The 24,219-nt window shown below is 71.7% G+C and carries 20 protein-coding genes, 1 pseudogene and 1 riboswitch; of the genes and pseudogenes, 15 read left to right on the top strand and 6 right to left on the bottom strand.

The genetic code is table 11. The features are described from left to right. Positions 1 to 131 precede the first annotated feature (131 nt). Positions 132 to 1,592, bottom strand: coding sequence for an adenosylhomocysteinase (gene ahcY, locus RPX00_RS40375; protein ID WP_406633583.1), 1,461 nt, complete (start codon positions 1,590 to 1,592; stop codon positions 132 to 134). Between the two features lie 93 nt (positions 1,593 to 1,685). Here ahcY and RPX00_RS40370 point away from each other — a divergent pair, with 93 nt between their 5' ends. Beyond that, positions 1,686 to 2,444 (top strand): class I SAM-dependent methyltransferase, encoded by a 759-nt coding sequence (locus RPX00_RS40370; RefSeq protein ID WP_406633581.1) that lies wholly within the window; start codon positions 1,686 to 1,688, stop codon positions 2,442 to 2,444. A gap of 37 nt (positions 2,445 to 2,481) precedes the next feature. Further along, positions 2,482 to 2,558, bottom strand: a riboswitch (S-adenosyl-L-homocysteine riboswitch). Between the two features lie 56 nt (positions 2,559 to 2,614). Here RPX00_RS40370 and RPX00_RS40365 read toward each other — a convergent pair. The 3 genes from RPX00_RS40365 to RPX00_RS40355 form a co-directional block, all read right to left on the bottom strand. Continuing rightward, a complete protein-coding gene (locus RPX00_RS40365; protein WP_406633579.1) occupies positions 2,615 to 3,676 on the bottom strand; it encodes a DNA polymerase IV in 1,062 nt (353 codons plus the stop codon). A gap of 357 nt (positions 3,677 to 4,033) precedes the next feature. Beyond that, positions 4,034 to 4,297, bottom strand: a complete 264-nt coding sequence (locus RPX00_RS40360) for a DUF3040 domain-containing protein (RefSeq protein WP_406633578.1) — start codon at positions 4,295 to 4,297, stop codon at positions 4,034 to 4,036. Positions 4,298 to 4,469: 172 nt separating this feature from the next. Then, positions 4,470 to 5,249, bottom strand: coding sequence for a right-handed parallel beta-helix repeat-containing protein (locus RPX00_RS40355; RefSeq protein WP_406633576.1), 780 nt, complete (start codon positions 5,247 to 5,249; stop codon positions 4,470 to 4,472). Positions 5,250 to 5,399: 150 nt separating this feature from the next. Between RPX00_RS40355 and RPX00_RS40350 the strand changes: the two genes are divergently transcribed. The 3 genes from RPX00_RS40350 to RPX00_RS40340 all read left to right on the top strand — a co-directional run bounded on the left by RPX00_RS40350 (position 5,400) and on the right by RPX00_RS40340 (position 8,856). Beyond that, the gene (locus RPX00_RS40350; protein ID WP_406633574.1) at positions 5,400 to 7,190 is read left to right on the top strand and encodes a serine/threonine-protein kinase; all 1,791 of its coding nucleotides are present in this window, start codon (positions 5,400 to 5,402) and stop codon (positions 7,188 to 7,190) included. Further along, entirely contained in the window at positions 7,187 to 8,017 is an 831-nt protein-coding gene (locus RPX00_RS40345) for an FHA domain-containing protein (RefSeq protein WP_406633572.1), read from the top strand. Before RPX00_RS40350 ends, RPX00_RS40345 begins: the two co-directional genes overlap by 4 nt. A gap of 107 nt (positions 8,018 to 8,124) precedes the next feature. Next, on the top strand, positions 8,125 to 8,856 hold the full coding sequence (locus tag RPX00_RS40340; protein ID WP_406633570.1) for an FHA domain-containing protein: 732 nt from the start codon (positions 8,125 to 8,127) through the stop codon (positions 8,854 to 8,856). On the opposite strand, the gene RPX00_RS40335 is transcribed toward RPX00_RS40340, so the two are convergent. Continuing rightward, complete coding sequence (locus tag RPX00_RS40335) at positions 8,853 to 10,001, bottom strand: epoxide hydrolase family protein (RefSeq protein ID WP_406633568.1); 1,149 nt, start codon at positions 9,999 to 10,001, stop codon at positions 8,853 to 8,855. The two genes, RPX00_RS40340 and RPX00_RS40335, sit on opposite strands and share 4 nt — an antisense overlap. A 99-nt stretch (positions 10,002 to 10,100) precedes the next feature. On the opposite strand from RPX00_RS40335, the gene ribA reads away from it, so the two are divergent. After that, entirely contained in the window at positions 10,101 to 10,748 is a 648-nt protein-coding gene (ribA, locus tag RPX00_RS40330; protein WP_406633566.1) for a GTP cyclohydrolase II, read from the top strand. A gap of 11 nt (positions 10,749 to 10,759) precedes the next feature. Here ribA and RPX00_RS40325 read toward each other — a convergent pair whose 3' ends face one another. Continuing rightward, entirely contained in the window at positions 10,760 to 13,849 is a 3,090-nt protein-coding gene (locus RPX00_RS40325) for a discoidin domain-containing protein (protein ID WP_406633565.1), read from the bottom strand. Between the two features lie 185 nt (positions 13,850 to 14,034). Here RPX00_RS40325 and RPX00_RS40320 point away from each other — a divergent pair, with 185 nt between their 5' ends. The 10 genes and pseudogenes from RPX00_RS40320 to RPX00_RS40275 all read left to right on the top strand — a co-directional run. Beyond that, positions 14,035 to 14,799 carry a sulfite exporter TauE/SafE family protein gene (locus RPX00_RS40320; RefSeq protein WP_406633563.1) on the top strand — a complete coding sequence of 255 codons (765 nt, stop codon included), beginning with the start codon at positions 14,035 to 14,037 and terminating at the stop codon, positions 14,797 to 14,799. Between the two features lie 136 nt (positions 14,800 to 14,935). After that, positions 14,936 to 15,253: a hypothetical protein gene (locus tag RPX00_RS40315; RefSeq protein ID WP_406633561.1), complete on the top strand. Its 318-nt coding sequence runs from the start codon at positions 14,936 to 14,938 to the stop codon at positions 15,251 to 15,253. A gap of 215 nt (positions 15,254 to 15,468) precedes the next feature. Beyond that, positions 15,469 to 17,721, top strand: coding sequence for a xanthine dehydrogenase family protein molybdopterin-binding subunit (locus tag RPX00_RS40310; RefSeq protein WP_406633559.1), 2,253 nt, complete (start codon positions 15,469 to 15,471; stop codon positions 17,719 to 17,721). A gap of 1 nt (position 17,722) precedes the next feature. After that, positions 17,723 to 18,190, top strand: a complete 468-nt coding sequence (locus tag RPX00_RS40305) for a (2Fe-2S)-binding protein (protein WP_406633557.1) — start codon at positions 17,723 to 17,725, stop codon at positions 18,188 to 18,190. Continuing rightward, entirely contained in the window at positions 18,187 to 19,002 is an 816-nt protein-coding gene (locus RPX00_RS40300; protein WP_406633556.1) for an FAD binding domain-containing protein, read from the top strand. The genes RPX00_RS40305 and RPX00_RS40300 overlap by 4 nt, the downstream gene beginning before the upstream one ends. A gap of 178 nt (positions 19,003 to 19,180) precedes the next feature. Continuing rightward, on the top strand, positions 19,181 to 19,867 hold the full coding sequence (locus RPX00_RS40295) for a flavin reductase family protein (protein WP_406633554.1): 687 nt from the start codon (positions 19,181 to 19,183) through the stop codon (positions 19,865 to 19,867). 373 nt (positions 19,868 to 20,240) lie between these two features. Further along, a complete protein-coding gene (locus tag RPX00_RS40290) occupies positions 20,241 to 21,092 on the top strand; it encodes an ESX secretion-associated protein EspG (protein ID WP_406633552.1) in 852 nt (283 codons plus the stop codon). 48 nt (positions 21,093 to 21,140) lie between these two features. Then, positions 21,141 to 21,575 carry a hypothetical protein gene (locus RPX00_RS40285; RefSeq protein WP_406633551.1) on the top strand — a complete coding sequence of 145 codons (435 nt, stop codon included), beginning with the start codon at positions 21,141 to 21,143 and terminating at the stop codon, positions 21,573 to 21,575. Between the two features lie 11 nt (positions 21,576 to 21,586). Continuing rightward, positions 21,587 to 23,602 (top strand): hypothetical protein, encoded by a 2,016-nt coding sequence (locus RPX00_RS40280; protein ID WP_406633549.1) that lies wholly within the window; start codon positions 21,587 to 21,589, stop codon positions 23,600 to 23,602. Positions 23,603 to 23,641: 39 nt separating this feature from the next. After that, positions 23,642 to 23,941 (top strand): annotated as a pseudogene (locus RPX00_RS40275) (type VII secretion target); the annotation flags it as partial. Between the last annotated feature and the right edge of the window lie 278 nt (positions 23,942 to 24,219).

The following is a 24,219-nucleotide window of genomic DNA, read 5'->3' as shown; positions in this document are numbered from 1 at the left end:
AGCTGCTTGGCGGTGTGCTAACACTACCGGGGGTCCTTCGGCTCTCCCTCCCCTCGGAGCCGGAGGACCCCTCTTCGCGCGGAGCCGCCGAGCGGAATCCCGTGTTCCGCCCGGCGGAACCCGCGCTTGCGTCAGTAGCGGTAATGGTCCAGTTTGTACGGACCGTCCACGTCCACCCCGATGTACTCCGCCTGTTCCTTGCTCAGCTTCGTCAGCCGCACGCCGAGCGCGTCCAGGTGCAGCCGCGCGACCTTCTCGTCCAGCTGCTTCGGCAGCCGGTGCACGTCGGTCGCGTACTCGCCCGGTTTGCCGAACAGCTCGATCTGCGCGAGCACCTGGTTCGCGAACGACGCGGACATCACGAACGACGGATGCCCGGTCGCGTTGCCGAGGTTCATCAGCCTGCCCTCGGACAGCACGATGATCGCGTGCCCGTCCGGGAACCGCCAGGTGTGCACCTGAGGTTTGACCTCGGTCTTCACGATGCCCGGGATCTTCGCCAGCCCGGCCATGTCGATCTCGTTGTCGAAGTGGCCGACGTTCGCGACGATCGCCTGGTGCTTCATCCGCGCCATCTGCGCGGCGGAGACGATGCCGAAGTTGCCGGTGGTGGTGAGGAAAATGTCGGCGCGCTCCACGACGTCGTCGAGTTCCACCACGTCGAGCCCGTCCATCGCGGCCTGCAGCGCGCAGATCGGGTCGACCTCGGTGACCACGACCCGCGCGCCCTGTCCGCGCAGCGCCTCGACCGCGCCCTTGCCGACGTCGCCGTAGCCGCACACGACGGCGTACTTGCCGCCGATCATCACGTCGGTGCCGCGGTTGAGCCCGTCGGGGAGCGAATGGCGGATCCCGTACTTGTTGTCGAACTTCGACTTGGTGACCGAGTCGTTCACGTTCATCGCCGGGAACAGCAGCTCGCCGGCGGCCGCGAGCTGGTAGAGCCGGTTCACGCCCGCCGTGGTCTCCTCGGTGACCCCGCGCATCGCGCCGGCGATCCGGGTGAACCGCCGCGGGTCCTCGGCCAGGCTGGCCGACAGGGTGCGCAGCAGGATCCGGTAGTCCTCCGGGTCGTCCTCGTGCGCGGCGGGCACCGTGCCCGCCTTCTCGAACTCGGCTCCCTTGTGGACGAACAGGGTGGCGTCGCCGCCGTCGTCGAGGATCATGTTCGCCGGTTCGCCGCCGGGGAAGCGGAACAGCTGGTCGGTGCACCACCAGTACTCGTCGAGGGTTTCGCCCTTCCACGCGAACACCGACGAGCCCTGGGGACGGTCGACGGTCCCGTTCGGACCGACGACGACGGCCGCGGCCGCCTCGTCCTGGGCCGAGAAGATGTTGCAGGACACCCAGCGCACCTCGGCGCCGAGCGCGACGAGCGTTTCGATCAGCACCGCGGTCTGCACGGTCATGTGCAGCGAGCCGGCGATGCGCGCGCCCTTGAGCGGCTGGGAACCGGCGAACTCGCGCCGGAGGGCCATCAGGCCGGGCATTTCGTGCTCGGCGAGGTCGAGCTGGATGCGTCCGGCCGCGGCGAGCGACAGGTCGGCGACGGCGAACTCCAGTCCGCCTTCGGTACGCAGGGTGGGCGACATTTTCCGGTCCTTTCCGGGTTTTTGGGCAGATTCGAGCACCGGCGCGTCAAAAAGGGAGGCGCGCGCGGGGCGGGGCGCGCGAGAATGCCGGACATGGCAAAGCGCGCGTTGAGTTTCGGATCAGTGGTGCAGGCGTACGAGCGGTACCGGCCGGGCTATCCCGCCGGACTGGCCGAGCGGGTGCTGGACTACGCGGGCGAGCCGGTGCGGACCGCGCTCGAAATCGGGGCGGGCACAGGGAAAGCGACCCGCCTGTTCGCCGGGCGGGGGATCGCGGTCACCGCGACCGATCCGGATCCGGCGATGCTGGCCGAACTGCGCGAGCAACTGCCCGCGGACGTCGAGACCCGCCGCGGCGCGCTGGAAGACCTGCGGCCGGACCGGCAGTACGGATTGGTTTACGCCGCCGCGGCGCTGCACTGGACCGACCCCGACGGGCGGTGGCCGCGCGTCGCCGCGCTGCTCGTCCCCGGCGGGGTGTTCGCGTCGTTCGGCGGGCCTGCCCGGATCGCCGATCCCGTTGTGCGGCAAGCGGTCGACGAGGCGAAGGCACCGTTGATGGAGTCCGACGAGATCCCGTCGCCGGACGGCACGCCGCCGGAGAACGAGATGCAGTGGCCGGGCACGGAACTCGAACGGTCCGCGCTGTTCGCCGACGTCCGGCAGTTCGTGGTGCCGCAGCGGCTGACGCTCACCGCGGACGAGTTCATCGGTCTGCTGTCCACCGTCTCGGCGTACGTCATGCTGCCGATTTCGGTGCGTGAGCAGGTTTTTCAGCGGATTCGGCAGGTTTTGCCGGATACGGTCGAGCTGGCCGCCGACCACACGGTCCACGTCGCACGACGGCGTTGACCGGGCCGGAATCGCCAGTGGCACGGGACACCTCCTGAACCAGGAGGCGCCCTTCACTCGAAGTCCCCGGGCCGAGCGTGGCGGGGAAACCCCGTCGCAGCGCCTCTCGGCCCGGAGCCGCGCCCTGGCGGGCGCGTCCGTTCCACCTTGGCAAGGCGGGTCCGGACCTGTCAAGCGCGCGGGAACTCCGCGCGGACGCCGAGCAGCCGCACCGGTTTGCCGAAAGCGAAGCGGCCCAGCAGTTCTTGAGCCGCCGCGGCGATTACTGTCGGATCCGGCGACGGTGCGGGCAGCGTCACGCTGTGCGTGTGGGTGAGGAACGGCGCGAACCGCACCTTCACCGCGACGCGAGCGGCGGGGCGGCCTTCGTCGGCGACGTCCCGCGCGACGCGTTCGGCCAGTGTCGCGATCTCGCGCGAGATGGCCTCGAGGTCGGTGAGGTTTTGCTGGAATGTTGTTTCCCTGCTTCGGGAACGTGCGACGTACGGGGTCGCGCTCACCTCGGCGTCGCCGATGCCGCCAGCCAGCAGGCGGTACCACGGGCCCAGTTTCGGCCCGAACCTCGCGGCGAGCGCGGCCGGGTCGGCGGCGGCGAGATCGAGAATCGTGGGATAACCGGCCTCGGTGAGTTTCTTCGCGGTTTTCCGGCCGATTCCCCACAATGCGTCGGTGGGTTTTTCGGCCATGACGTCCCACCAGTTTTCCTGGGTGAGCCGGTAGATTCCGGCCGGTTTCGCGAAACCGGTGGCGAGTTTGGCGCGGAGCTTGTTGTCGCCGATCCCGACCGAGGACGAGAGGCCGGTTTCCTCCTCGACGCCGCGGCGGATTTCCCCGGCGAGGGCTTCCGGATCGTCGGCGGTCGCGCCGAGGAACGCTTCGTCCCAGCCGAGCACCTCGACGACCACCGGGAATTCCCGCAACCGGGCCATCACGCGGTCGGAGACTTCCTGGTACGCCGGGGCGTCGACGGGCAGGAGAACGGCGTCCGGACAGCGTTTGACGGCCAGCCGCAGCGGCATGCCGGAGTCGACGCCGAACTCGCGCGCCTCGTAGGACGCGGTGGCCACGACGGCGCGTTCGGCGGGATCGCCGTTGCCGCCGACGATCACCGGCCGCCCGCGCAGCTCCGGCCGCCGGGCGACTTCCACGGCGGCGATGAACTGGTCGAGATCGACGTGCAGTACCCACTCGGACACCGGACCAGTGTGCGGTGCCGACGGGTGGCGGCGCATCCGGAGGGGACGGGGTGGGGTTCCGCGGTCCGGGGTGGACGCGGGGACGGGGCAGGTGCGGTGGTGGGTTTTCGGTGGCGAGGAGGCTGCGCGGCGGATGTGGGGTGGGTCGGGTTGCGGTGGTGGGGTTGCTGTAGCGAGGGGACTGCGCGGGGGATGCAGTGGCGGGCCAGTTGCGGAGGCGGGTTTGCCGTGCCGAGGAGACTCCGCAGCGGATGCGGGGGCGGGGCAGCAGCGGTGGCGGAATTGCCGCGACAAGGAGACAGCGCGGGGGGACGCGGGGCGGGGCAGCTGCGGTGGCGGATTTGCCGTGACAAGGAGACCGCGTGCGGCGAGGACCAGGGTGCGGGCGCGGGGTCAGCCGCGGCAGCGGGCGATGTGCGCCGCCACGCCGCCCGCCGCGGCGAACAGGGAGCACACCGTCAACGCCGGGTTCGCCGTCACGAGACCGGCGACCAGGAGGCCGCACGCGGCGAGGTCCAGCAGGATCGCGAAGGCGGTGAGGAGCGCGGCGGAGCGGGCCGGTTTGCCCCGGCGCAGGGCGTCGGCCAGTTCCGGGTCGCTGGTTTCGAACCAGCGCTCGATCTTGTCCAGCTCGAGGCGTTCGTGGTGACTGAGCATGGAGGTCTCCTTCGGCGGCCCGCCTGCCGTCTCGGGAGAAGTACCCGGCCCGCGCCGCGGTGAATCGCGTCACCTTCGATTCACCCGGCTGCTGGAATCTCGCGCGGATTCCGGAAGTCCCGGTCACCGTGCGTGCCGTCGGGCCGGACCGTCCACACGGGTCCGCGAAAGCTCAGGGGGCGCAGGCTGGTTCCGGTCCGGAGTAGCCCTCGCGCGAGGAGTCGTCGATGCCGACCTCGCACGGGATCGACGGGTCCACGCGGTTGCCCTCGACGCGCGCGCCGGTGGAGTGGATCGCCAGTCCGATCGCGTGGTCCGGGCCCGCGGCGAAGGTGTTGCCGGTGATGGTGGCCCGCTGGACGTCCTCGAACATCAGCGTCTGCGAAGCGACGAGGGTTTCGCAGAAGTTGTCCTTGATGAGGAAGTCCGTGGTGTGGCCTTTGCCGTCGCCCTCGCCGTCGTTCGGGCCTTCCGCCATGAGGCACATGTTGTCGATTTTCTCGCAGCGATTCCCTTCGATCCGGACGTGATTGCTCGGCGGGCTGTCGCTGGAGAAGGTTTGCATGCAGTCGGCGTGCGCGTCGCCGCGGTTCGACGTGCGGCTGATCCTGTTGTGCTGGATGGCGATGTAGTCGCCGAAGAACCGGATGCCGTCGCCGTCGCCGCCCTGCGGGGCGGTGATGGTGGTGTCCCGCAGCGTCACGTGGTTGCCGCGGATTTCGACGCCGGGCGCGGACGGTCTGTCGAGGATGAAGCCTTCGACGACGACCCAATCGGCGTCGACGTCGATGCCCGGGACGTGCTTCCCGCCGCCGGAGTACACGCGCGGATGGTTCGGGGTGCCGCCCGCGGTGATGTGCAGCCGCGAGCCGGCGGCGTGCGCGGCCGGGGCGGCGGCGGTCAGAACGGCGGCGACGGCGAGCAGGACGGGGAAGGCGGTGGGGGCGCGCATCGGTCTCCTTCGATCGCGGACAGGGGGCGCGGCGAAAGGTACGGCCGAACGGCGGGAGGGGTCCCGGGCCGCTTTCTGCCGACGACGGCGATGCAGTAACGTTACTGCGAGTTACCTCACAGGGGTCGGACCACGCCGAGGGGAGCGTCGGTGCACGCGGACCAGCTCATCGCGGACCGGTACCGGCTGCTGGAACGCGTCGGCAGCGGCGGCATGGGCGTCGTCTGGCGGGCGCACGACGACCGGCTCGACCGCGAGGTGGCGCTCAAGCAGGCCCGGCTCTCCGACGTGGTGAGCGGGCGGACGCTGCGCCGCGAGGCCCGGCTGGCGGCCGGGGTGCTGCATCCGAACGTGGTCACCTTTTTCGACGTCGCCGCCGACGGCGACGAGCTGTGGCTGGTGATGGAGTACGTCCCGTCGCGCAGCCTCGCCGAAATCCTCGCCGCGGACGGACGGCTGCCCGCGCGCACGGTCGCCGAGATCGGGGTGCAGATCGCGGCGGCGCTCGCCGCGGTGCACGCGCACGGCATCGTGCACCGCGACGTCAAGCCGGGCAACGTCCTGATCGCCGGGGACGGCCGCGCGAAGCTCACCGACTTCGGCATCTCCCGTTCGGTCCGCACGGACGAGACGGTGACCGATTCCCCGCTCATCGGCGGCACGCCGGACTATCTCGCCCCGGAGGTCGCGCAAGGGCATCCGCCCACCGCGGCGTCGGATGTTTTTTCCCTGGGGGCAACGCTTTTCGCCGCCGTCGAGGGCGCGCCGCCGTTCTCCGGCGGCAACGAGTACGCGACCATCCGCCGGGTCGCCGAGGGCAGCGTCCCGCCCGCCCGGCACGCGGACGGTCTCGCGCCGGCGCTGGGACAGCTGATGCGGCGCGACCCCGGGGAACGGCCCACCGCGGTCGCCGCCGGGGAGCTGCTGGCCGAGGGGATCGACACGCTGCCGGTCGAGGTGCCGCGCCGCCGCCGCGTCCGGCGCGAGCCGCTGATCGCCGGGGTGGCGGTCGCGGCGGTCGCGGTCGTGGTCGCCGTGTACTTCGTGGCGCGCCCAGCCGAAAACCCCTCCGCTCCGCCCGTCGCGTCGGCGGCGCCGGCGAAGCTCGGGATCGGCCCGGATCCGCGGGCGGCAGACCCCTGTCGGCTGGTCGATTCCGCGCCGCTCAAGCAGTTCGGGGATCCGGAAGTGGTGCCGGACTACGGCAACTTCAACCGCTGCGACGTGATCCTGCACCGCGGCGACCTTCAGGCGGACGTCCTGGTGGAGCTGAACGATCCGCCCGCCGCCGCGCCGGAGGGCCCGCAGTCGAAATCCGGGCCGTTCACGGTGTTCGCGCCTCCGGCGACGAAGAAGTGCGAGCGGCTGATCCAGCTGCCGGACCGGTTCGCGGTGCAAGTGACGGCCAAACAGGACGACGGCTACCAGCTGGACGTGTGCAAGGCCGCCGACCTCGCGGTCGCTTCGGCGACGAAAGCCATGGCGGCGGCCGGGGTCCCGGCGCGCGCGACGCCGCTCCCGGCGGGTTCGCTGGCCTACGTGGACGCGTGCTCCCTGCTCGACCCGGGCGCGGTCACCACGGTGGCCGGGGTCGCCGCGCCGGTCCAGATCCAGCCCGGTTTCGGCCGGTGGTGGTGCGACTGGAAGAGCCCGGCGAGCGACCGCTCGGTCACGATCATGTTCGACCGGGACCAGCCGCCGGGAGCCGACACCGGCCAGCTCGTCCAGATCGGCGGCCGCGACGCGTATCTCAAGACCGACGACTTCGCCGAGGGGACCTGCCAGGCGGTCCTCGTCTACCGTCCCTACACCGACGCGCACGGGGACAAGCGGGTGGAGCGGCTGCGGGTCGTGGTGCACGGACCCCAGCCCTCGGACCGGCTGTGCGCGCCAGTGTCCACTTTGGCCGGTGCGCTGGCCGGAAAGCTGCCGAAGACATGACCGTGTTCCCCGGCGGCGGCCCCGAAGAGCTTGGCCCGGACCACGGCAGCCTCGCGCACGGCGTCCCGCCCTCCCCGCCCGGCACGATTTTCGCGCTCGCCGTCACCGGCGGCGTGCGGATGCCGCCGCGCGACGGCAGGCAGGTGCTCTTCGGGCGCAACCGCGACGACGTGCACGTGTGCGTCGGCGAGGACGACCGGAAGGTCAGCCGGAAGCAGGGATTCCTGGTGCGCCGCCGGAATTCGTGGTGGATCCACAACACCGGCAAGCTGCCCATCCGGCTGCCCGGTTCGCGGCTGCTGTTCCCGGAGGAGGAACCGGTGCCGCTGGCCGAGGGCTACACCGCGGCGTTCGTGCGCGGTTCGGCCGGGCGCGAGCATCTGCTGGAGGTGTACGTCGCCGGCGCGGACGGCCGCCGCCCGGACTCTCGGCCGCAGGACGTGACCGAGCCGCCGCGGATGTGGCGGCTCACCCCGGACGAACGGCTCGTGCTCGTTTCGCTCGCGCAGCGGTACCTGCTGCAGGACCCGTATCCGCAGCCGCTCGCGTGGCGGCAGGTGGCGCAGCAGCTGTCCGAGCTGAAGCCGGAAGCGCGCTGGAGCGGCAAGCGGGTCGAACACCTCGTCGGCGCCGTGCGCGCCCGGCTGGCCCGGGCCGGGGTGGCCGGGCTGACCAGGGAAGAGGTCGGCGAACCGGTCGGGAACGCGCTCAACGACAACCTGATCAAGGAACTGCTGCTCTCGACGTCGCTGGTCCCGCCGGACCTCGCGCTGCTCGAACCCGAGGGCGAGGACGATCCGGGAGGGGTCCCGGCTCCTCCTGCTTGACTCGGGGTGCGCGGCGGATCCGGCTCCGCGCCCCCGGCGGGCCGTCGCGGTCGGCCCGGCCGGGGCCGGCAGCGGCTCCGCGGGGGGTGTCCGTGGCAGGGGAGGCGATGCGGACGCTGCCCGCGGGACATCCGAGCCTCGCGCTCGGATTCGCGTCGCCGCCGGGCACGCTGGTGGTGCTGGGACGCGCGGGGGGAGTCCTGGTGCCGCCGGCGCTGCGCGGGCCGGTGACCTTCGGACGGAACACCGCCGAGGTGACCGTGCCGCTCGGCGAGGACGACCGGCGGGTCAGCCGCTGCCACGGCGTGCTGGAACGGCACGCGGGCCGGTGGTGGGTGCGGGCGACCGGCAAGGTGCCGCTGCGGCTGCCCCGGTCCCGGCTGCTGTTCGCCGGAGCCGCGCCGGTGCCGCTGTCGACGGGCTATCTCCCGGTCTACGCGCGGGGTTCGGGCGACCGCGAGCACGTGCTGGAGGTGCGCATCGCGGACGGAACGTCGTCGCCGGTCCCGGCCGCGCGGCTGCGGGCGGACGAGCGGCTGGTGCTCGCGATGGTCGCGCGGGGGTTCCTGCGGTGGGAGGAACGGCCGCGCGCGGTGCCGGTCCCGCTGGCCGCCCGCCGGTTGTCGGCGCTCGACCCCGCGGGCGGCTGGACGGCGGAGGCGGTGGCCGGGGTGCTGGACGCGGTCCGGGACCGGTTCCGGCCGGGGGCGGGGGACGAGGATCTGGTGGCGGGGCTGGTCGCGGCGGCGGTGCTGGTGCCGCCGGACCTGGCGTTGCTGTCGCCGGTGCTGATGCCGGACGGCGGGGTGGAGTGGATGTCTTCTACCTGGGGGAGCTAGCCCTCCCGGAACGGGCGGAAGAACTCGCGCAGCTCCCGCGCGTACAGCTCGGGCTCCTCGAACGGGGCGAAGTGCCCGCCGCGCTCCGGTTCGGTGACCCGGACCGTGTTCGCCACGCGGTCCAGCCAGGCGCGGGGCGCACGGGCGAGGTCGGCCGGGAAGAGCGAGAAGCCGGACGGCACCTCGACCCGGCGGGCGTGCTGTTCGGGCGGGATCGCGGCGTTCGCCCGGTACATCCGCATCGCCGATCCGATGGTGCCGGTGAGCCAGTAGATGGTGACGTTCGTGAGGATCTCGTCCTTCGTGAAGGCGCGTTCGACGTCGCCGCCGCAATCGCTCCAGGCGCGGAGTTTCTCGACGATCCAGGCAGCCAGGCCGGCGGGCGAATCGGTGAGCCCGACGGCCGCGGTCTGCGGTTTGGTGCGGTGCATGGCGGCGTACGCGCCTTCGGCCGCGCCCCAGGCGGCGACGTCCTGGAGCCAGGTGCGTTCCTCGGGCGTCAGGTCGTCCGGCGGGAACGCGGGCAGGCCGCCGTCCATCCGGTGCACGGCGACGACCCGGTCCGGGTGGTCGAGGGCGAGGAACCGGCTGACGCTGCTGCCGATGTCCCCGCCCGCGGCGGCGAAGCGCGGGTAGCCGAGCACGGTCATCAGCTCGGCCCACAGCCCGGCGACGGCGACTGAATCGGGGGCCGGTCCGGCCGGGCGGTCCGAATAGCCGTAGCCCGGCAGGTCCGGGACGACGACGTCGAACGCGTCCGCCGGGTCGCCGCCGTGCGCGCCGGGGTCGGTGAGCAGCGGGATGACCTTCGAGTAGCGCCAGAACGAATCCGGCCAGCCGTGGGTCAGCACGAGCGGCAGCGCGCGCCCGGCCGGCGCGGCCGCGCGGGCGTGGACGAAGTGGATCCGGGACCCGCCGAGCCGGACGCGGTAGCGGGGCAGCCGCGAGAGGGCGGCTTCCTGCTTGGTCCAGTCGAACTCGTCGGCCCAGTAGGCGATCAGTTCGCGCAGGTAAGCGACGTCGGAGCCGAGCGCCCAGCCGTCCTCTGGGGAGTCCGGGAAGCGGGTGGCGCGCAGCCGGGCGCGCAGGTCGGCGAGCTGCGCGGGATCGGTTTCCGGGGCGAACAATTCCGGGGCGTCGGCCATGCCCGCGAGCCTACGTGATCTCGGCCGCACTCCGGGAACGCGTTTCTGTCGGTGGTTCTGGGTAGGGTCGGAATGGCTGAGGGGGAAAGGAGTTGCCCGATGACGACGGTTCCACAGGTGCGCACCCGCGTGCGGATTCCGCTGCGGCTCCCCGGCAGGCCCGCGGTCGCCTCGGAGGCGGTCACGTTCACGGGGCTGTCCGACGGGCTCGAGCATCTTGCCTTCGTGCTGGGCAAACCCGGTCCGGTGCCGGTGGTGCGGCTGCATTCGGAATGCCTCACCGGCGACGTCTTCGGGTCCGCGCGCTGCGATTGCGGCCCGCAGCTGGCGGAGGCGGTCGAGCGGATTTCCGAGGCCGGCGGGTACCTGCTCTACCTGCGCCAGGAGGGCCGCGGAATCGGGCTGTACAACAAGCTCGACGCGTATGCGCTGCAGGATTCCGGTTTGGACACCTACGCGGCGAACTCCGCGCTGGGCCTTCCGGAAGACGCGCGCGACTACACCGCGGCCGCGCAAATGCTCACCGTGCTCGGCGTGCGGCAGCTGGATCTGCTGTCGAACAACCCGGACAAGGCGGCTCAGCTGGCGCGGCACGGCATCGACGTGCGAGAACGGCTGCGCACCGGGGTTTTCGCGAACGAGGACAACGTCCGGTATCTGCGGGCGAAGGCCGAGCAGACCGGGCACACGCTCGCGCTGCCGCTGGGCGACCTGCCAGCCGCTGCCGCGGCACGGAACGCTGGGTAGGCCGTGAGTGGCTAGCTCGGCGAGGTGCGGGCCGAGACCCGGGTGAGGCTCGCGTCGCCGTCCCGCCAGTCCAGGGTGAGGACGGCGAGGTACCGGACCGGTGTGGGCACGGCGACGGAAGCGGTGCGTTTCCGGTCGGGGCGGCCAGCTTCGGTGTAGGTGATGCCGTCGGTGCTGGTCTCGACGACGGTGGCGGGTACGTGTCCGGCGGTCCAGGCCAGTTCGGCGGTCGCGAGTTGCAGCGGGGTGCCGAGGTCCACCACCAGACGGCCGCCGGGGCCGGGTTTCCACGCTGTCGACGGGTTGTCGTCCACCGCGGCGTCCGGGCTGGTCATCCCGGGCGGCAGCGGTTCGGCCGGGAAGGTCACGGCTCCGAGCGCGCGGTCGGCCAGCGGGTACGGGCGGATCTCGCCGAAGACCACGGGCACGGTGCGGCGCGGCGGCAGCGTGACTGTGCGCGGCTGACCACCAGCCGGGGTCACGGTCACGACGGCCGGGAGCAACCCGGACGGTGCGGTGAGGTCGAGTCGGCTGGCGTCGTGCACTACCGCAGTCAGACCGGGCGGCACGGCGGCGCCGAACGTTCCGCGCACGGTGAATCGCGGCGGCTCGATCCGGCCTTCGGCCGGGGCCAGTTCGAAGGTGACCGCGCTGCCGGACGTGGTGACTTTCTGCGTGCCACGGTACAGCAGCAGCGCCGTGCGATCCTGTGGCAGGGAAACGGTTCCGGTCACCGCGGTGTCGGAAAGGTTTGCCAGCACTAGGAAATCGTCCGTGACACTGGCGTGGGCTCCGTTAGCGGTGGCGCGTGCGCGACCGGCGAGTTTGGACAGATTCACGCGGCCGGGATACAGCTCGGCCAGCAGCGGCGCGGGCGGACCGGCGGAGAGCGTCACGTGGTCGTTCGTGACGGTGAGCGGATTCGGGCTGGTGACGACGATCCCGGCCCGGCCGTCGATGTCCAGCCAGCCGCCGGTGCTGCGCAGCGCGGGTGCCGGGTAGGTCGCGACCGAGGTCCAGGTGACGCCGTCGGGCGAGGTTTCGATCCGGTACTTCCGCCCGGCGGCCGCCTCCCAGCTCAAGCGGACGCGGTCGAACTTCTGCGGCTTGCCGAGATCGACGGCCAGCCAGCTGTCCGCGCGCGGACGGTCCGATGTGGACACTGCCCAGCGGGTGGCGGAATCGCCGTCGGTGGCATACTTCGCATCCCTGCCCGGCGCGGCGGACGACGCGGTCGCGGTTCCCGCCAAAGCCAGGTCGGGGCCGGTGCCGTCGTGGACCTCGAAGGACCAGAGCGAGTAGCCGTACTGCGGATCCGGCTGGACGCCGAGCATGCGCACGTGCCGCGCGGTCACCGGGGCGAAGGTCAGGTCGTCGGTGCGGAAGCCGGACTGCGCGGGGAGAGTCACCGAGCCCTCGGCGGCGGTGTAGGTGCGGTTGCCGTCGAGGCCGGGAACGCCTGGCATGGCAAGGTTGTAGACGTTGAGCACGCCTTCGTCGGACGCGACGCCGGTGCTGGCGTAGACCGCGGTGCCGGTCGGGAGAGTGGCGAGTGCGGCGTATCCGGTGTGGAAGCGCAGGATGCCGACGGTGCCGTCGAATCCGTCGCGCACCTTGCGGTACGTCGTGGTGTGACGTTCGCGTACCGCGAGCTTCGTGGCCGGCAGCAGCATCGGATTGGCGCCGCCGAGGACGAACAGCCAGTCGTCGTGGTTCGGCTGCCAGGCGAACTTCACGAAGCCGGGCTTGCTGACGGTCGCGGCCCACGCGCCGGGGGAGCGGTGAGCCAGCAGACCGGGCCCGGAGCCGAAATCGGCGGCGCGCGCGGCGTGGGCGTCGAATTCCTCCTTGCGCACCGGGTTGATCGGGCCGCCATGGCTGGCGCGCCATTCGTGCAGGAGGTAGCTGATGGCGAGTTCGGCGCGGGCTTCCGGCTCGTACTTCGGTTCGCCGGAGAACTTCGTGATCCGGTCGACCGGCGGATAAGCCTGGTACGGCTCAAGCCGCGCGGCCAGTTGTGCCTCGGCGTAGGCGGCGAAGCGGTCGCCGAGGACTTGTGCGCGGAAGGCCAGCGGGATGACGTCCCGGCCGTAGAGGTGTTCGCGGTCGGCGACCATCGGCATGAGCGGTTCGCCCGCGTCGCTGGTCATCAGGAGCATGGTGCGCCACAGGAGTTCGCCGTTCGGCTGCGCGGTGAGCACCTCGGGCAGCGGGACGCCGGCGGCGAGGAAGTGCATCGCGTTGCGGCCGGACGTGCGCCAGAGTTCTTCCTGGTAGTGCGGGCCGAACGAGCCGTGGTTCTCGACGAGGAACGTGTCGTACAGGTTGGTGGCGGTGTTGGCGTTGACCGGCTTTCCGTCGACCAGGCGGGGATTCGCCAGATCCGCGGCGGGCAGGCCGCCCTCGTTGCGGCTCCACGCGCCGAAGGCCGCCCGCCATTCCGGTGCGCGCGGATCCTTCGCCGCCCAGGCGAGCGCGGGGGCGAGCGACTGTGCGTAGACGCCCATCTCTTCGAGCTTCGTGTCGCCGACGTAGCCGCCGTGCAGGCCGTTGGGCGTCCAATCGCCGGAGGCGGGGTCGTTGCCGGTGCCGAGGCTGGTCGTGTAGGCGGCCTGTTCGGTGGCGATGCGCTCGACGTTCCGTTGCGTCGCCGCGTCCAGCTCTGTCCACAAGAGACGCGCGGCGAGCTGGAAGTAGGACTGGAAAGTGGTGTCGAAGAACAGCTTCCGGCCCCATTCGGAGCCGCCGGTGAGCCGGTTCGAGGCGGCGAAGTGCTTGATGGTGGCCAGCGTGTGCGCGCGGAGGGTTTCGCGGCTGACACCGGCGACGGTCGCGTCGTAGCCGTCGCGGGTCAGCAGGAGCGCGTTGCCGAGGACGACCGCGAACGTGAAGTCGCGGGCCGGATAGATCCCGGCGGCCGCGTCGAACTGCTGCTCCGCCCAGCGGGTGTGCCGGAGGAGGACGCGCAGGTACGTCGCGGCGACCGGATCCGGCGAGGCGGGCCGGGGCGCCGCCTGCGCGAGAGACGTGCCCGAGGCCAGGAGGACCGCGGCTCCCGCGCCCGCGAAACCGAGCGCCTGCCGCCGGGTGAACCCGTCCATCCCGTGTCCTCCCGAATGCTGACAACCTTGTCAACGCGGATTCTGTGCGGCGGCCGCGCGACCGGGCAACCCTCCCGGCCGATCCCGTCCGGTTTCGGACAACTCTGTATAACGGCCTATACGTTTCGCCGGGGGAGCACTGGTCCGGATGGAGGACGCCGGAACCGTCGTGCTGAGATGACAACGTGATCACTGGCCCCGGCGGATTCCTGCTTCTCGTGCTGGCCGGGGTCGGGGCCGGGCTCACCGGCGCGACCGCGGGCCTCGCGTCGCTGGTGTCGTACCCGGCGCTGCTCGCCGCCGGGCTGCCGCCGGTGACAGCGAACGTCACCAACACCGTCGCGATGCTGGGGACCACCGCCGGAGCGGCCGTCGGCGCGCGGCCGGAGCTGAAGGGCCAGGGCCGCCGCCTGCTGCCGCTGTGCCTGATCACCACGGCGGGCGGCGCGTGCGGCGGGCTGGTGCTGCTGGTCAGCTCGGCGGACGCGTTCACCGTCGTCGTGCCGTGGCTGATCGGCGGCGCGTCGATCGTGCTCATGGCCGGTCCGCGGCTGCGGCGGATGGCCGAGCACCGCGAACACCGCGGAATCGGCCCGCTGACCGGGATCGCCGCGTTCCTCGTCGGGGTGTACGGCGGGTACTTCGGGGCCGCGGCCGGGGTGCTGATGCTCGCGCTGCTGACCACGGCCTGGAGCCAGTCGCTGGCCCGCACGAACGCGGCGAAGAACATCGCCACCGGCACCGCGAACCTGATCGCGGCGCTCGTGTTCGCCTTCACCGGCAAGGTCTTCTGGCCCGCGGCGATCGCGGTGTGCCTGGGTTCGGTCGCGGGTTCGTGGCTGGGCTCGATCCTGGTGCGCTACCTGCCCGCGACCCCGCTGCGCATCGCGATCGGCCTCGGCGGGCTCGCGTTGGCGGCGGTTTTGGCATGGCAGGCCTATGCGGGCTGACGCGGGTCGGTAACGCGTGGCGACCGGCTTGCGACTGCTGGGCATAACGGACGGGACTCCGACATGACCCAGCAAACCGACTTTGACTATGCCGCTGCCGCTAAGGCGCTCCGCCTGCTCCAGCGCGCACACGACCGTGGCTTCAGGACGTGGCCGTGTTCGACGGTGCCCGCTACGTGGTGAACCGGTCGATCCACCAACTGCTGGATTCCGCAGAGGTGGCTGGCTCGATGCGCTTCCGTCACGGCTTGGCAAGAGCGGCATCTTCAACACCTTCGCCGAGGTCCGCTGGGTAGGCGAGCAGTTCCTTCCTTCCGAGGACGGCGAGCTGCGGCACCAGCTCCCGCTGCGCAAGGCGTATCTGGAGCACCTCGCCGGCCAGAACATCGCGGAGACGCTGGAGTCGCTCCGGGCTTGGTTCGAGGAGGAGATCCCGGCGGCGGGCTCGCGGTGACGACGAAGTACCGATTGCTCGCTTGAAGCAACCCCGCCCTGAGTTGCCGACGATCGAACCGAGTCATTCGCCCGCCCCGGGGAACCGGTGCGCTATGTTCCGCGACGCCTCGGCAAGCTCGCTTTGGCGGCGGTTTCGGCGTGGCAGGCCCGTTCGGGCTGACGCGGAACGGCGGAAGCGGGCATAGTCGGCGGGGTACCCGAGCAGGAGGACAGATGAGCATTGTCGGCACCCGGGTGGTGCGCGTCGAGGACGAGAAGCTGATCACCGCGGGCGGAACGTACGTCGACGACCTCAAGGAAGAAGCGCTCGCCGGCGCGGTGCACGCGGTTTTCGTGCGCAGCCCGATCGCGCACGCGCGGATCGTCGGCATCGACGTGGAAGAAGCACGCAGCGCGCCGGGCGTGGTCGGCGTGTACACCGCGGCCGACCTGGATCTCGCGCCGGGCAAGGCCGGGCCGGTGCCCGAGCCGTTCCTGGCCGGCGACGTCGTGCGCTACGTCGGCGAGCCGGTCGCGCTGGTGCTCGCCGAGGAGCGGTACCAGCTCGCCGACGCGGCCGAGCTGGTCGATGTGGACTACGACCCGCTGGACGCGGTCGCGGACTTCGACACCGCGCTGGCCGGCGAGACGCTGGTGTTCCCGGACCACGGCAGCAACGTGGTCCACACGAACGGTCCCGAGGAGTTCGACGATTCGGTGTTCGAGGACTGCGAGGTCGTCGTCACCGAGGAGATCCTCAACCAGCGCGTGGCCCCGGCTCCGGTCGAACCGCGCGGCGCGTCCGTCGCGTGGGGCGAGGACGGACGGGTCACGCTGTGGCTTTCCACTCAGAACGCGCAGATCGGCCGCAGCATCGTGGCCGGCGGGCTCGGCGTGGACGAGGACCGGGTGCGGGTGATCACGCCGGACGTCGGCGGCGGGTTCGGCGCGAAGATCGGCGCGGATCCGGAAGCCGTCCTGCTCGCCTGGGCTTCGAAGCAAGCCGGACGGGCGGTGCGGTGGGCCGAGTCGCGCAGCGAGAACCTCACCTCGATGACGCACGGCCGCGCGCAGCGCAACACCGTGACCATCGGCGGCAAGCGCGACGGAACTGTGCTCGTGTACCGGCTCGACGTCCTCCAGGACGCCGGCGCGTACCCGCGGGCACTGTTCCTGCCCACGCTCACCGAGCTGATGGCGCCGGGCGTGTACCGCTTCCCGGTGGTGCAGACGCGCAGCCGCGGCGTGGTCACCACCACGACGCCGATCGCGGCCTACCGAGGCGCGGGCCGTCCCGAGGCGACGGCGGCGGTCGAGCGCGCGATGGACCTGTTCGCCGCGGAAATCGGCATGGATCCGGCGGACGTCCGGCGGGTCAACTTCATCCGGCCCGAAGAGTTTCCTTACCAGACACCGACTGGCGGCTCCTACGACACCGGCGAGTACGCCGCGGCGCTCGACAAGGTGCTCGACGCGGCGGGATACGCGCAGCTGCGCGAGGAACAGCGGAAGCGCCGCGAAGCCGGGGATCCGGTGGCGCTCGGTCTCGGCATCGCGTCCTATGTGGAGATCACCGGCGGCGACGCGGGAGGCGAGAGCGGCCGGGTCGACGTGCACCCGGACGGTTCGGTCACCGCGTGGACCGGAAGCTCCCCGCACGGGCAGGGGCTCGGGACGTCGCTGGCGATGCTGCTGTCGGACCAGCTGGGCGTGCCGCTGGGCAAGATCACCGTGCGGCACGGCGACACCGACGAGGTCCCGCGCGCGATCGGGACGTTCGGCTCGCGGTCGCTGCAGCTCGGCGGTTCCGCGATCCGGCAGGCCGCCGAGGAGGTCGTGGCGCAGGCCCGCCAGGTCGCGGCGGAACTGCTCGAAGCCGCGCCGGACGACCTGGAGCTGGACGCGGAACGCGGCGTCTGGCAGGTCCGCGGCGCCCCGTCCAGCACGACGCTCGACTGGGCCCGGGTGGCCGCCGAGGCGGACGGGTTCACCGCGGACGTCTGGTTCGGCGACGGCGCGCCGACGTTCCCGTTCGGCGCGCACCTCGCGGTGGTCGAGGTCGACACCGAAACCGGCAAGGTCGAGGTGCGCAGGCTGGTCGCGCTCGACGACGCGGGCCCGATCGTGAACCCGCTGACCTTCCGCGGCCAGCGGCACGGCGGGCTCGGCCAGGGCATCGCGCAGGCGCTGCTCGAGGTGATGAGCTACGACGCGGACGGCAACCCGACCACCGCGACGCTGGCCGACTACTCGTTCGTCACCGCGCCCGAGCTGCCCGATTTCGAACTGGTGGACATGGAAACGCCGACGACCCGGAACCTGCTGGGGGTCAAGGGAATCGGCGAGGCGGCGACCATCGGGTCGACGCCCGCGGTGCACAACGCGGTGGTGGACGCGCTCGCCCACCTCGGCGTGACGCACCTGGACATGCCGACCACCCCGCTGCGGGTGTGGACGGCCCTGAACGACGCTAGGAAGGCGAACTGACGTGCGGGTCTCGATCGAGGTGAACGGGAAGACGATCGCCGGGGAGGTGCCCGACCGCACCCTGCTCGTGCACTACCTGCGGGACACCGCGGGCCTCACCGGCACGAACATCGGCTGCGACACCACGTCCTGCGGGGCGTGCACGGTGCTGCTCGACGGCGAATCGGTGAAGTCCTGCACGGTGCTGGCCGCGCAGGCGGACGGGCGCGAAGTGACCACAGTGGAGGGTCTGGCCTCAGAAGACGGCCTGCACCCGGTGCAGCGTGCGTTCCGCGAGCAGCACGGCCTGCAGTGCGGGTTCTGCACGCCCGGCATGATGATGGCGACGGTGTCGCTGCTGAAGGAGAACCCGAAGCCGACCCGCGACGAGGCCCGCGCGGCGCTGGAGGGCAACCTCTGCCGCTGCACCGGCTACCACAACATCGTCAGCGCTGTCATCGACGCGTCCGGACAGGAGGTGGCGCAGTGATCCCGGCCGAGTTCTCCTACCGGCGCGCGTCCACTGTGGACGAAGCGCTCGCCTTGCTCGCCGAGCACGGGGAGGACGCGAAGCTGCTCGCCGGCGGGCATTCGCTGCTGCCGCTGATGAAGCTCCGGTTCGCCGCGCCCGAGGTCGTGGTGGACATCGCGCCGTTGCGGGAGCTGAAGTTCGTCCGGACCGAGGGCGACGAGGTGGTGATCGGGGCGCTGTCGCGGTACCACGATCTCGAACACGACCCGGTGCTCGCCGAGCACGCGCCGCTGCTCGCGCACGTGTCCGGCTCGGTCGGCGACCCGCAGGTGCGCCACCGCGGCACGATCGGCGGCTCGCTGGTGCACGCCGACTCGGCCGCGGACCTCCCCGCCGCCGTGCTCGCGGCGGACGGCACGCTCGTCGCGCGCGGGCCGCGAGGGGAGCGGCGGATCCCGGCCGCGGAGTTCTTCCTCGGCCCGTTCACGACGCCGCTGGAACCGGACGAACTGCTCACCGAGATCCGGCTGCCGAGCCAGGCGGGGCTCGGCTGGGGCTTCGAGAAGTTCACCCGCCGGGCCATCGACTGGGCGATCGTGGGCGTCGCGGTCACCGGGCGTTCGGTCGGGCTGATCAACATGGGCGGCACGCCGCTGCGGGCTTCGGCCACCGAACGCGCACTCGCGGACGGGGCGACCGCGGCGGAAGCGGCGAAACTGGCCGCGGAGGACACTTCGCCGCCGGAAGAACCGCACGCCACCGCCGAGTACCGCCAGCACCTCGCCCGGGTCCTCACCGGCCGCGCGCTGGCTTCCGCGGGCATCGCCTAGTTGTCCGTGAAGGACTCCCTGAGGGAATCTGATTCCCCCAGGGAGTCCTTCACGGACCTGCTGCCATCCTTTGTGGACGGTCGAAAGCCGCGCGCGCCTTCACGGCTTGCCGCCCCGGGGAAAGCGACGGCTGATTTCCGCCAGCGGGACACCGGCGGCGGTAGCCAGACTGAGCGGTGTGAACACGACTTTTCCCACGCACACGGCGATCGAGCCCGGCATCCTGTACTTCGGCACCCCGGTGGTGCTGGTCTCCACGTCCAATGAGGACGGTTCGGCCAACCTGGCCCCGATGTCGTCGGCGTTCTGGCTCGGCTGGCGCGCGATGCTCGGCCTCGGCGCGCGTTCGAAGACCACGCTCAACCTGCTGCGCACGCGAGAATGCGTGCTGAACCTGCCGTCGTCGGCGATGGCCGCCGCGGTGGACCGGCTCGCGCTGACCACCGGGTCCGATCCGGTGCCGCCGTTCAAGGAGGACCGCGGGTACTTCCACGTCGCGGACAAATTCGGCCGCGCCGGGCTCACGCCGGTGCCGTCGGAGACGGTGGCTCCGCCCCGGGTCGCCGAATGCCCGGTCGCGATGGAGGCGGTGCTGGAGTCCGTGCATCCCTTCGCGGAGGACGACGAGGCGCAGCGCGGCGGCATCGTCGGGCTGGAGGTGCGGGTGCAGCGGGTGTTCGTGCACGACGACATCCGGCTGCCCGGCACCGACGACCGCGTCGACCCGGACGCGTGGCGGCCGCTGATCATGAGCTTCCAGAAGCTGTACGGGCTCGGGCCGCAGGTGCACGAGTCGACGCTGGCCCGGATCCCGGAGCGGATGTACCGCTCACCGGACATCGAACGGGCGCGCGGGGTCCGCTGACCGCTCCGGTCCATTGTGGAGCGACAACCAGCCGAAACGGGGGCGAAGGACAGGCGAACAACTCGGTAAAACCGGGCACGGCAAGGGCCGCCGCGATCTCGCGGCGGCCTTTGTTCGCTTTCCGGCAAGCAGGAATTTCCGTCGCTTCCCGGGCGCGCGTCAAGGGACGCGCGCGCCGAAACCGCAGGTCATGTCTGTTCGGACACCGTCCACGGGTACATTGGGGCAGCCGTCCCCGTGGTGATCACCTTCCCCCGCCGGACTGATACTCTTTCCCCATTGCGAATCCCTGGTACGGCAACGCAATCCGGCGTCACTCACACGGGGCCGAGGCAGCCGTGCATGACCCGGTTGTGGGAAGGATGCACTCGGGATGGCGGACAGGTTCGAGTTCGTTCTCGACGTCGTCGAAGCTTTGGTGGTCGGGGAGGCGACCGGCGGGAACATCCGCCAGTTCCCGCTCCGGATCGGCACCGTGCCCGCGGAGCCGGACCGGTACGTGCAGGTCGCGAAGGTCGTGAACGACGCGATCGAGGAGCGCAGGCTGTCGGTCGGCGACGAGCTGAGCCCGTACGTGCGCACCGCCTTCGAACTGCTCGCGAAGCCGCGGGTGTCGGTCGCGGTCAGCGGGATCGACGGGCTCGGCGCGGACATCGCGGTGGTCGCGCTCAGCGACGGCAGGCAGGCGCTCGGGATCACCCAGGACCCGAAGACCGACGAACTGCTGTTCTCGCTCTTCGACGACGAGGAACTGGTCGACGTCGTCGCCGGCGTGCTGCCGAGGGCCCGCCCGGCCAGCACCGGGGCGCACACCATCCGCCAGGCGGCCTCGCAGGAGGTGTCCGCGATGACCGCGCGCCGCCGGGCCGAGGCGGCCGAGGACGAGGAAGAGACCGACGCGTTCGGGATGATCGAGGTCAGCGGGCGCGTGCAGCCGCGCCGCCCGGACCCGCGGGTCTCCCGCGCCGCCCCCGGCGGGACCGAGGTCCTCGAACGCGTGCTGGCCCAGCCCCGGCTCGGCGGCGGGCACCTCGTCGCGAGCGGCTGGGGCCGCCACGGCGAGCGGCGCGCCGGGTCCCCGGTCGGCTGGCTCGACACGGCCGACGGCCGCTACCTGATCAAGTCGGCCGTCAGCGACGCGGGCGACCTGACCGCCGAGTACCTGCCCGCCGGGCCCCGCGAGCTGAAGCGCGCAGTGCAGCAGGCGATTTCTGACGTTTACTGAGCATTCCCCCGACAAGCGGCGACAGTTCACGAGGAGAACGAGGTCCCGATGACCGACGAGGCACCGATGGCGATGCAGGCGAGGGTGGCCCCCATGGCCGCCACGAGGGACCTGCTGCCCGCGCGCCAGCTGAAGACGCTGGCCGAGCGCGGATCGTTCGCGGTGGACGACAGCACCGGCGACAAGATGATCGCCGCGCTCGAAGGCGTGGTCGACGCCCTGCAGGCGCGCTGGAACGCGCTGGAGAAGGTCGGCGAGGTGCCGGCGATGTCGAAGAGCCCGGCCGGGCAGTTCGTCAGCAAGCACATGACCGAGACCGCGCGCGACCAGCAGGGCCTGCTCACCCAACTGCAGGCGGCGCGCGACGAGTTCCCGACCTACGTCGAGGCGATCAAGCTCGCGAAGAAGAACTACAAGGAGCGGGAGCACAGCTCGCGGGAGACCTTCGAGCGCATCCACCGCACCGCGCAAGAGCAGGGCTGAAGGGGAGACCAGTGGCCGACGACAAGAAGCAACCGACCGCCGAGTCCGTCTCCGATCCGTCCTCGACGGACTACGACCCGCGCAACAAGGACTTGTACAACCCGACGCTGGACCCGTCGTCGAAGTACTACATCGGCCCGGTGCGGCCGGACGACGTGGCCTCGGGCGACAAGCTGCGCGAGGACGCGACGACGAAGATCGACTCCATCTTCAACGGCTGGCTGCTCCCGAACGTCCAGGGGAAGGCGCGCGACCAGCTGATCCAGGCGATGTACCAGCGGAACCTGGAAGAGTCGAAGAAGAACCTCGGCAAAGACCTGGAAATGCGCGATCCGGGCGCCGCTCCGCACACCGACTGGAAGAACGCGACGCACGAGCAGATGGTCGAGGCCATCACCTCGGACGCGGACCCGGCCGCGGTGGCCGAGTCGTCGGAGGAGTGGGTGCGCATCGGCAACGAGCTGGCGACGCACCAGAAGAATCTCGGCGACGCGATCAACGCGAGCACCTCGGACTGGAAGGGCGAGGGCGGCGACGCGGCGCGCGTGCACCTCGCCAACGTCGGCAAGTGGCTCGGCACCACCGCGCAGGGCGCGTCGCTGACCGGGCGCCAGCAGGAGATCCACTCGCAGGCGCTCAACGAGACGCAGAAGGCGATGAACGCCAACCCGCCGGTGAAGTTCTCGGCGCAGGACGCGAACAAGGTCCTGATGACGATCAAGGATCCGGCCGCGTACGTCGTGGCCTACTCCTCGGCGATGAAGACCTTCAACGACCAGCAGGCCGCCCGGGACCAGGCCGCGCAGATCATGACGCGCTACGACCAGACCATCGGCGGCGCGGTGGCGACGCCGAAGTTCGCCGAGCCGCCGAAGCTGCCCACCGCCCGGTATTCGGCGACGCAGCAGGGCACCCCGCTGGGCGGCGGAGGCGCGGGCGCGCCGGGCGGGCTGCGGGTCGGGCCCGACGGCCGCCCGATCGGCCCGGACGGCAAGCCGATCGGCCCGCCCGGGACGACGCTCGGCCCGAACGGCCAGCCCATCGGACCCGACGGGCGACCGCTGGGCCCCGACGGCAAGCCGATCGGCCCGCCGGGGACGACGGTGGGCCCGGACGGGCAACCGATCGGACCCGACGGCAAGCCGCTCGGCGGGCCGGGCGGCGGCGGGTACGGCGGCGGCAACGGCGGTCCCGGCGGACAGAATCCCGACCGCAGGTTCGACCCGGCGTCGCTGAAGATCCCCGAGGGCGGTCCCGGCGGCGGTCCGGGCGGGGGAGGCCCCGGCGGCTCGTTCCCGACCGTCCCGGGTTCGGACTCCGACCCGGGTTCGACGAAGGCACAGGGCTTCACCCCGCCGAACATCCCGCCCATCCCGGGCGGCGGCAACCCTGGTGGCGGGAATCCGGGCTTCAACCCCCGAACATCCCGCCGATCCCCGGTGGCGGCAACCCCGGCGGCGGCAACCCGAGCTTCAACCCGCCGACGTTCACCCCGCCGACGTTCAAGGACGGGGACCCGATCAAGTCGAACCCGTACAAGCCGCAGCCGTTCAAGCCCTCGATCCCCGAGGGTCCCGGCGGGATCAAGCCGTACGAGCCGAAGCCGTTCAACCCCGGCAAGATCGGCCCGGACGGCAAGCCGCTGTTCCCAGGCGGCGGCACCGGGCCGAGCGGGGAGAAGCTCGGCGGCATCGGCAAGGTCGGCGGCGTCAACGGCGAGAGCATCAGCAGCAGGCTCGGCGGCGGCGGTGCGGGCGGCCTCGGCGGTGCCAAGGGCGGCTCCGGCGGGGGCGCGTTCAGCGGCGCGGGCGGTTCCGGCCCGGCCGAGGAAGGCGTCGCCGGGCGCGGCGGACCGGGCTCCGGCGGCGCGGGCGGCAAGGGCGCGGCCGGCGCTCCCGGCATGGGAGCGATGGGCGGCGGCAAGGGCGGCAAGGGCCCGGAGGACAAGGAACACAAGGTCGCGAGCTTCGTCGAGTCGGACGATCCGTCGTTCTTCGCGCCGGACGAGGTCGTCGCCCCGCCGGTGATCGGCGACTGGAAGAACAAGGACTGGAAGTGAGGCCGCGATGAGCGGAGGAGCACAAGGGTTCCGCGTCGAACCGGACGACCTCGTGGCGCACGCGAGCCACCTGGACGGGCTGGTGGACCGGCTGAACACCGCGTCGCAGGCGGCCGACTACGCGATGTCCGACGACGCGTACGGGCTGCTGTGCGCGTTCCTCCCGCCGATCATCAACCCGACCGGCGAGAAGGCCAAGGAGGCGATCGGCGGCGCGATCGAGGGCGTCCAGGCGACCGCGGACAACGTGCGGACCGCCGCGAAGTCCTACCAGGAGGGCGACGAGGGCCAGTCGAAGCCGTTCAAGAAGGTGGCCACCGAAGGGCCGCTCAGCAAGGAGAACGCCGCGGAACTGAAGGACCGGTTCCGGGTCGGCGGGGTGCAGGCCCCGCTCGCCAGGGACGGCGTGCCCGCCGAGGCCCGGTACGACGGCGAAACGCCCTTGCAGCCGAAGGAGCGGGTGGAGGTCCGGACGAACCCGGACCGGGACGTTTCGCCCAACGAGGCGTAGCGAGGTGGCACCCGCGCGGCCCGGCGGCGGGCGGGTACCGTCGGCGGAATGACGGTGCCCGTCGCGGGCAGGAC

This window comes from Amycolatopsis sp. WGS_07, assembly GCF_045278895.1.
GTDB lineage: Bacteria > Actinomycetota > Actinomycetes > Mycobacteriales > Pseudonocardiaceae > Amycolatopsis.
Note: the sequence above shows the minus strand (reverse complement) of the source record. Positions and strands in the feature narration are given on the sequence as shown.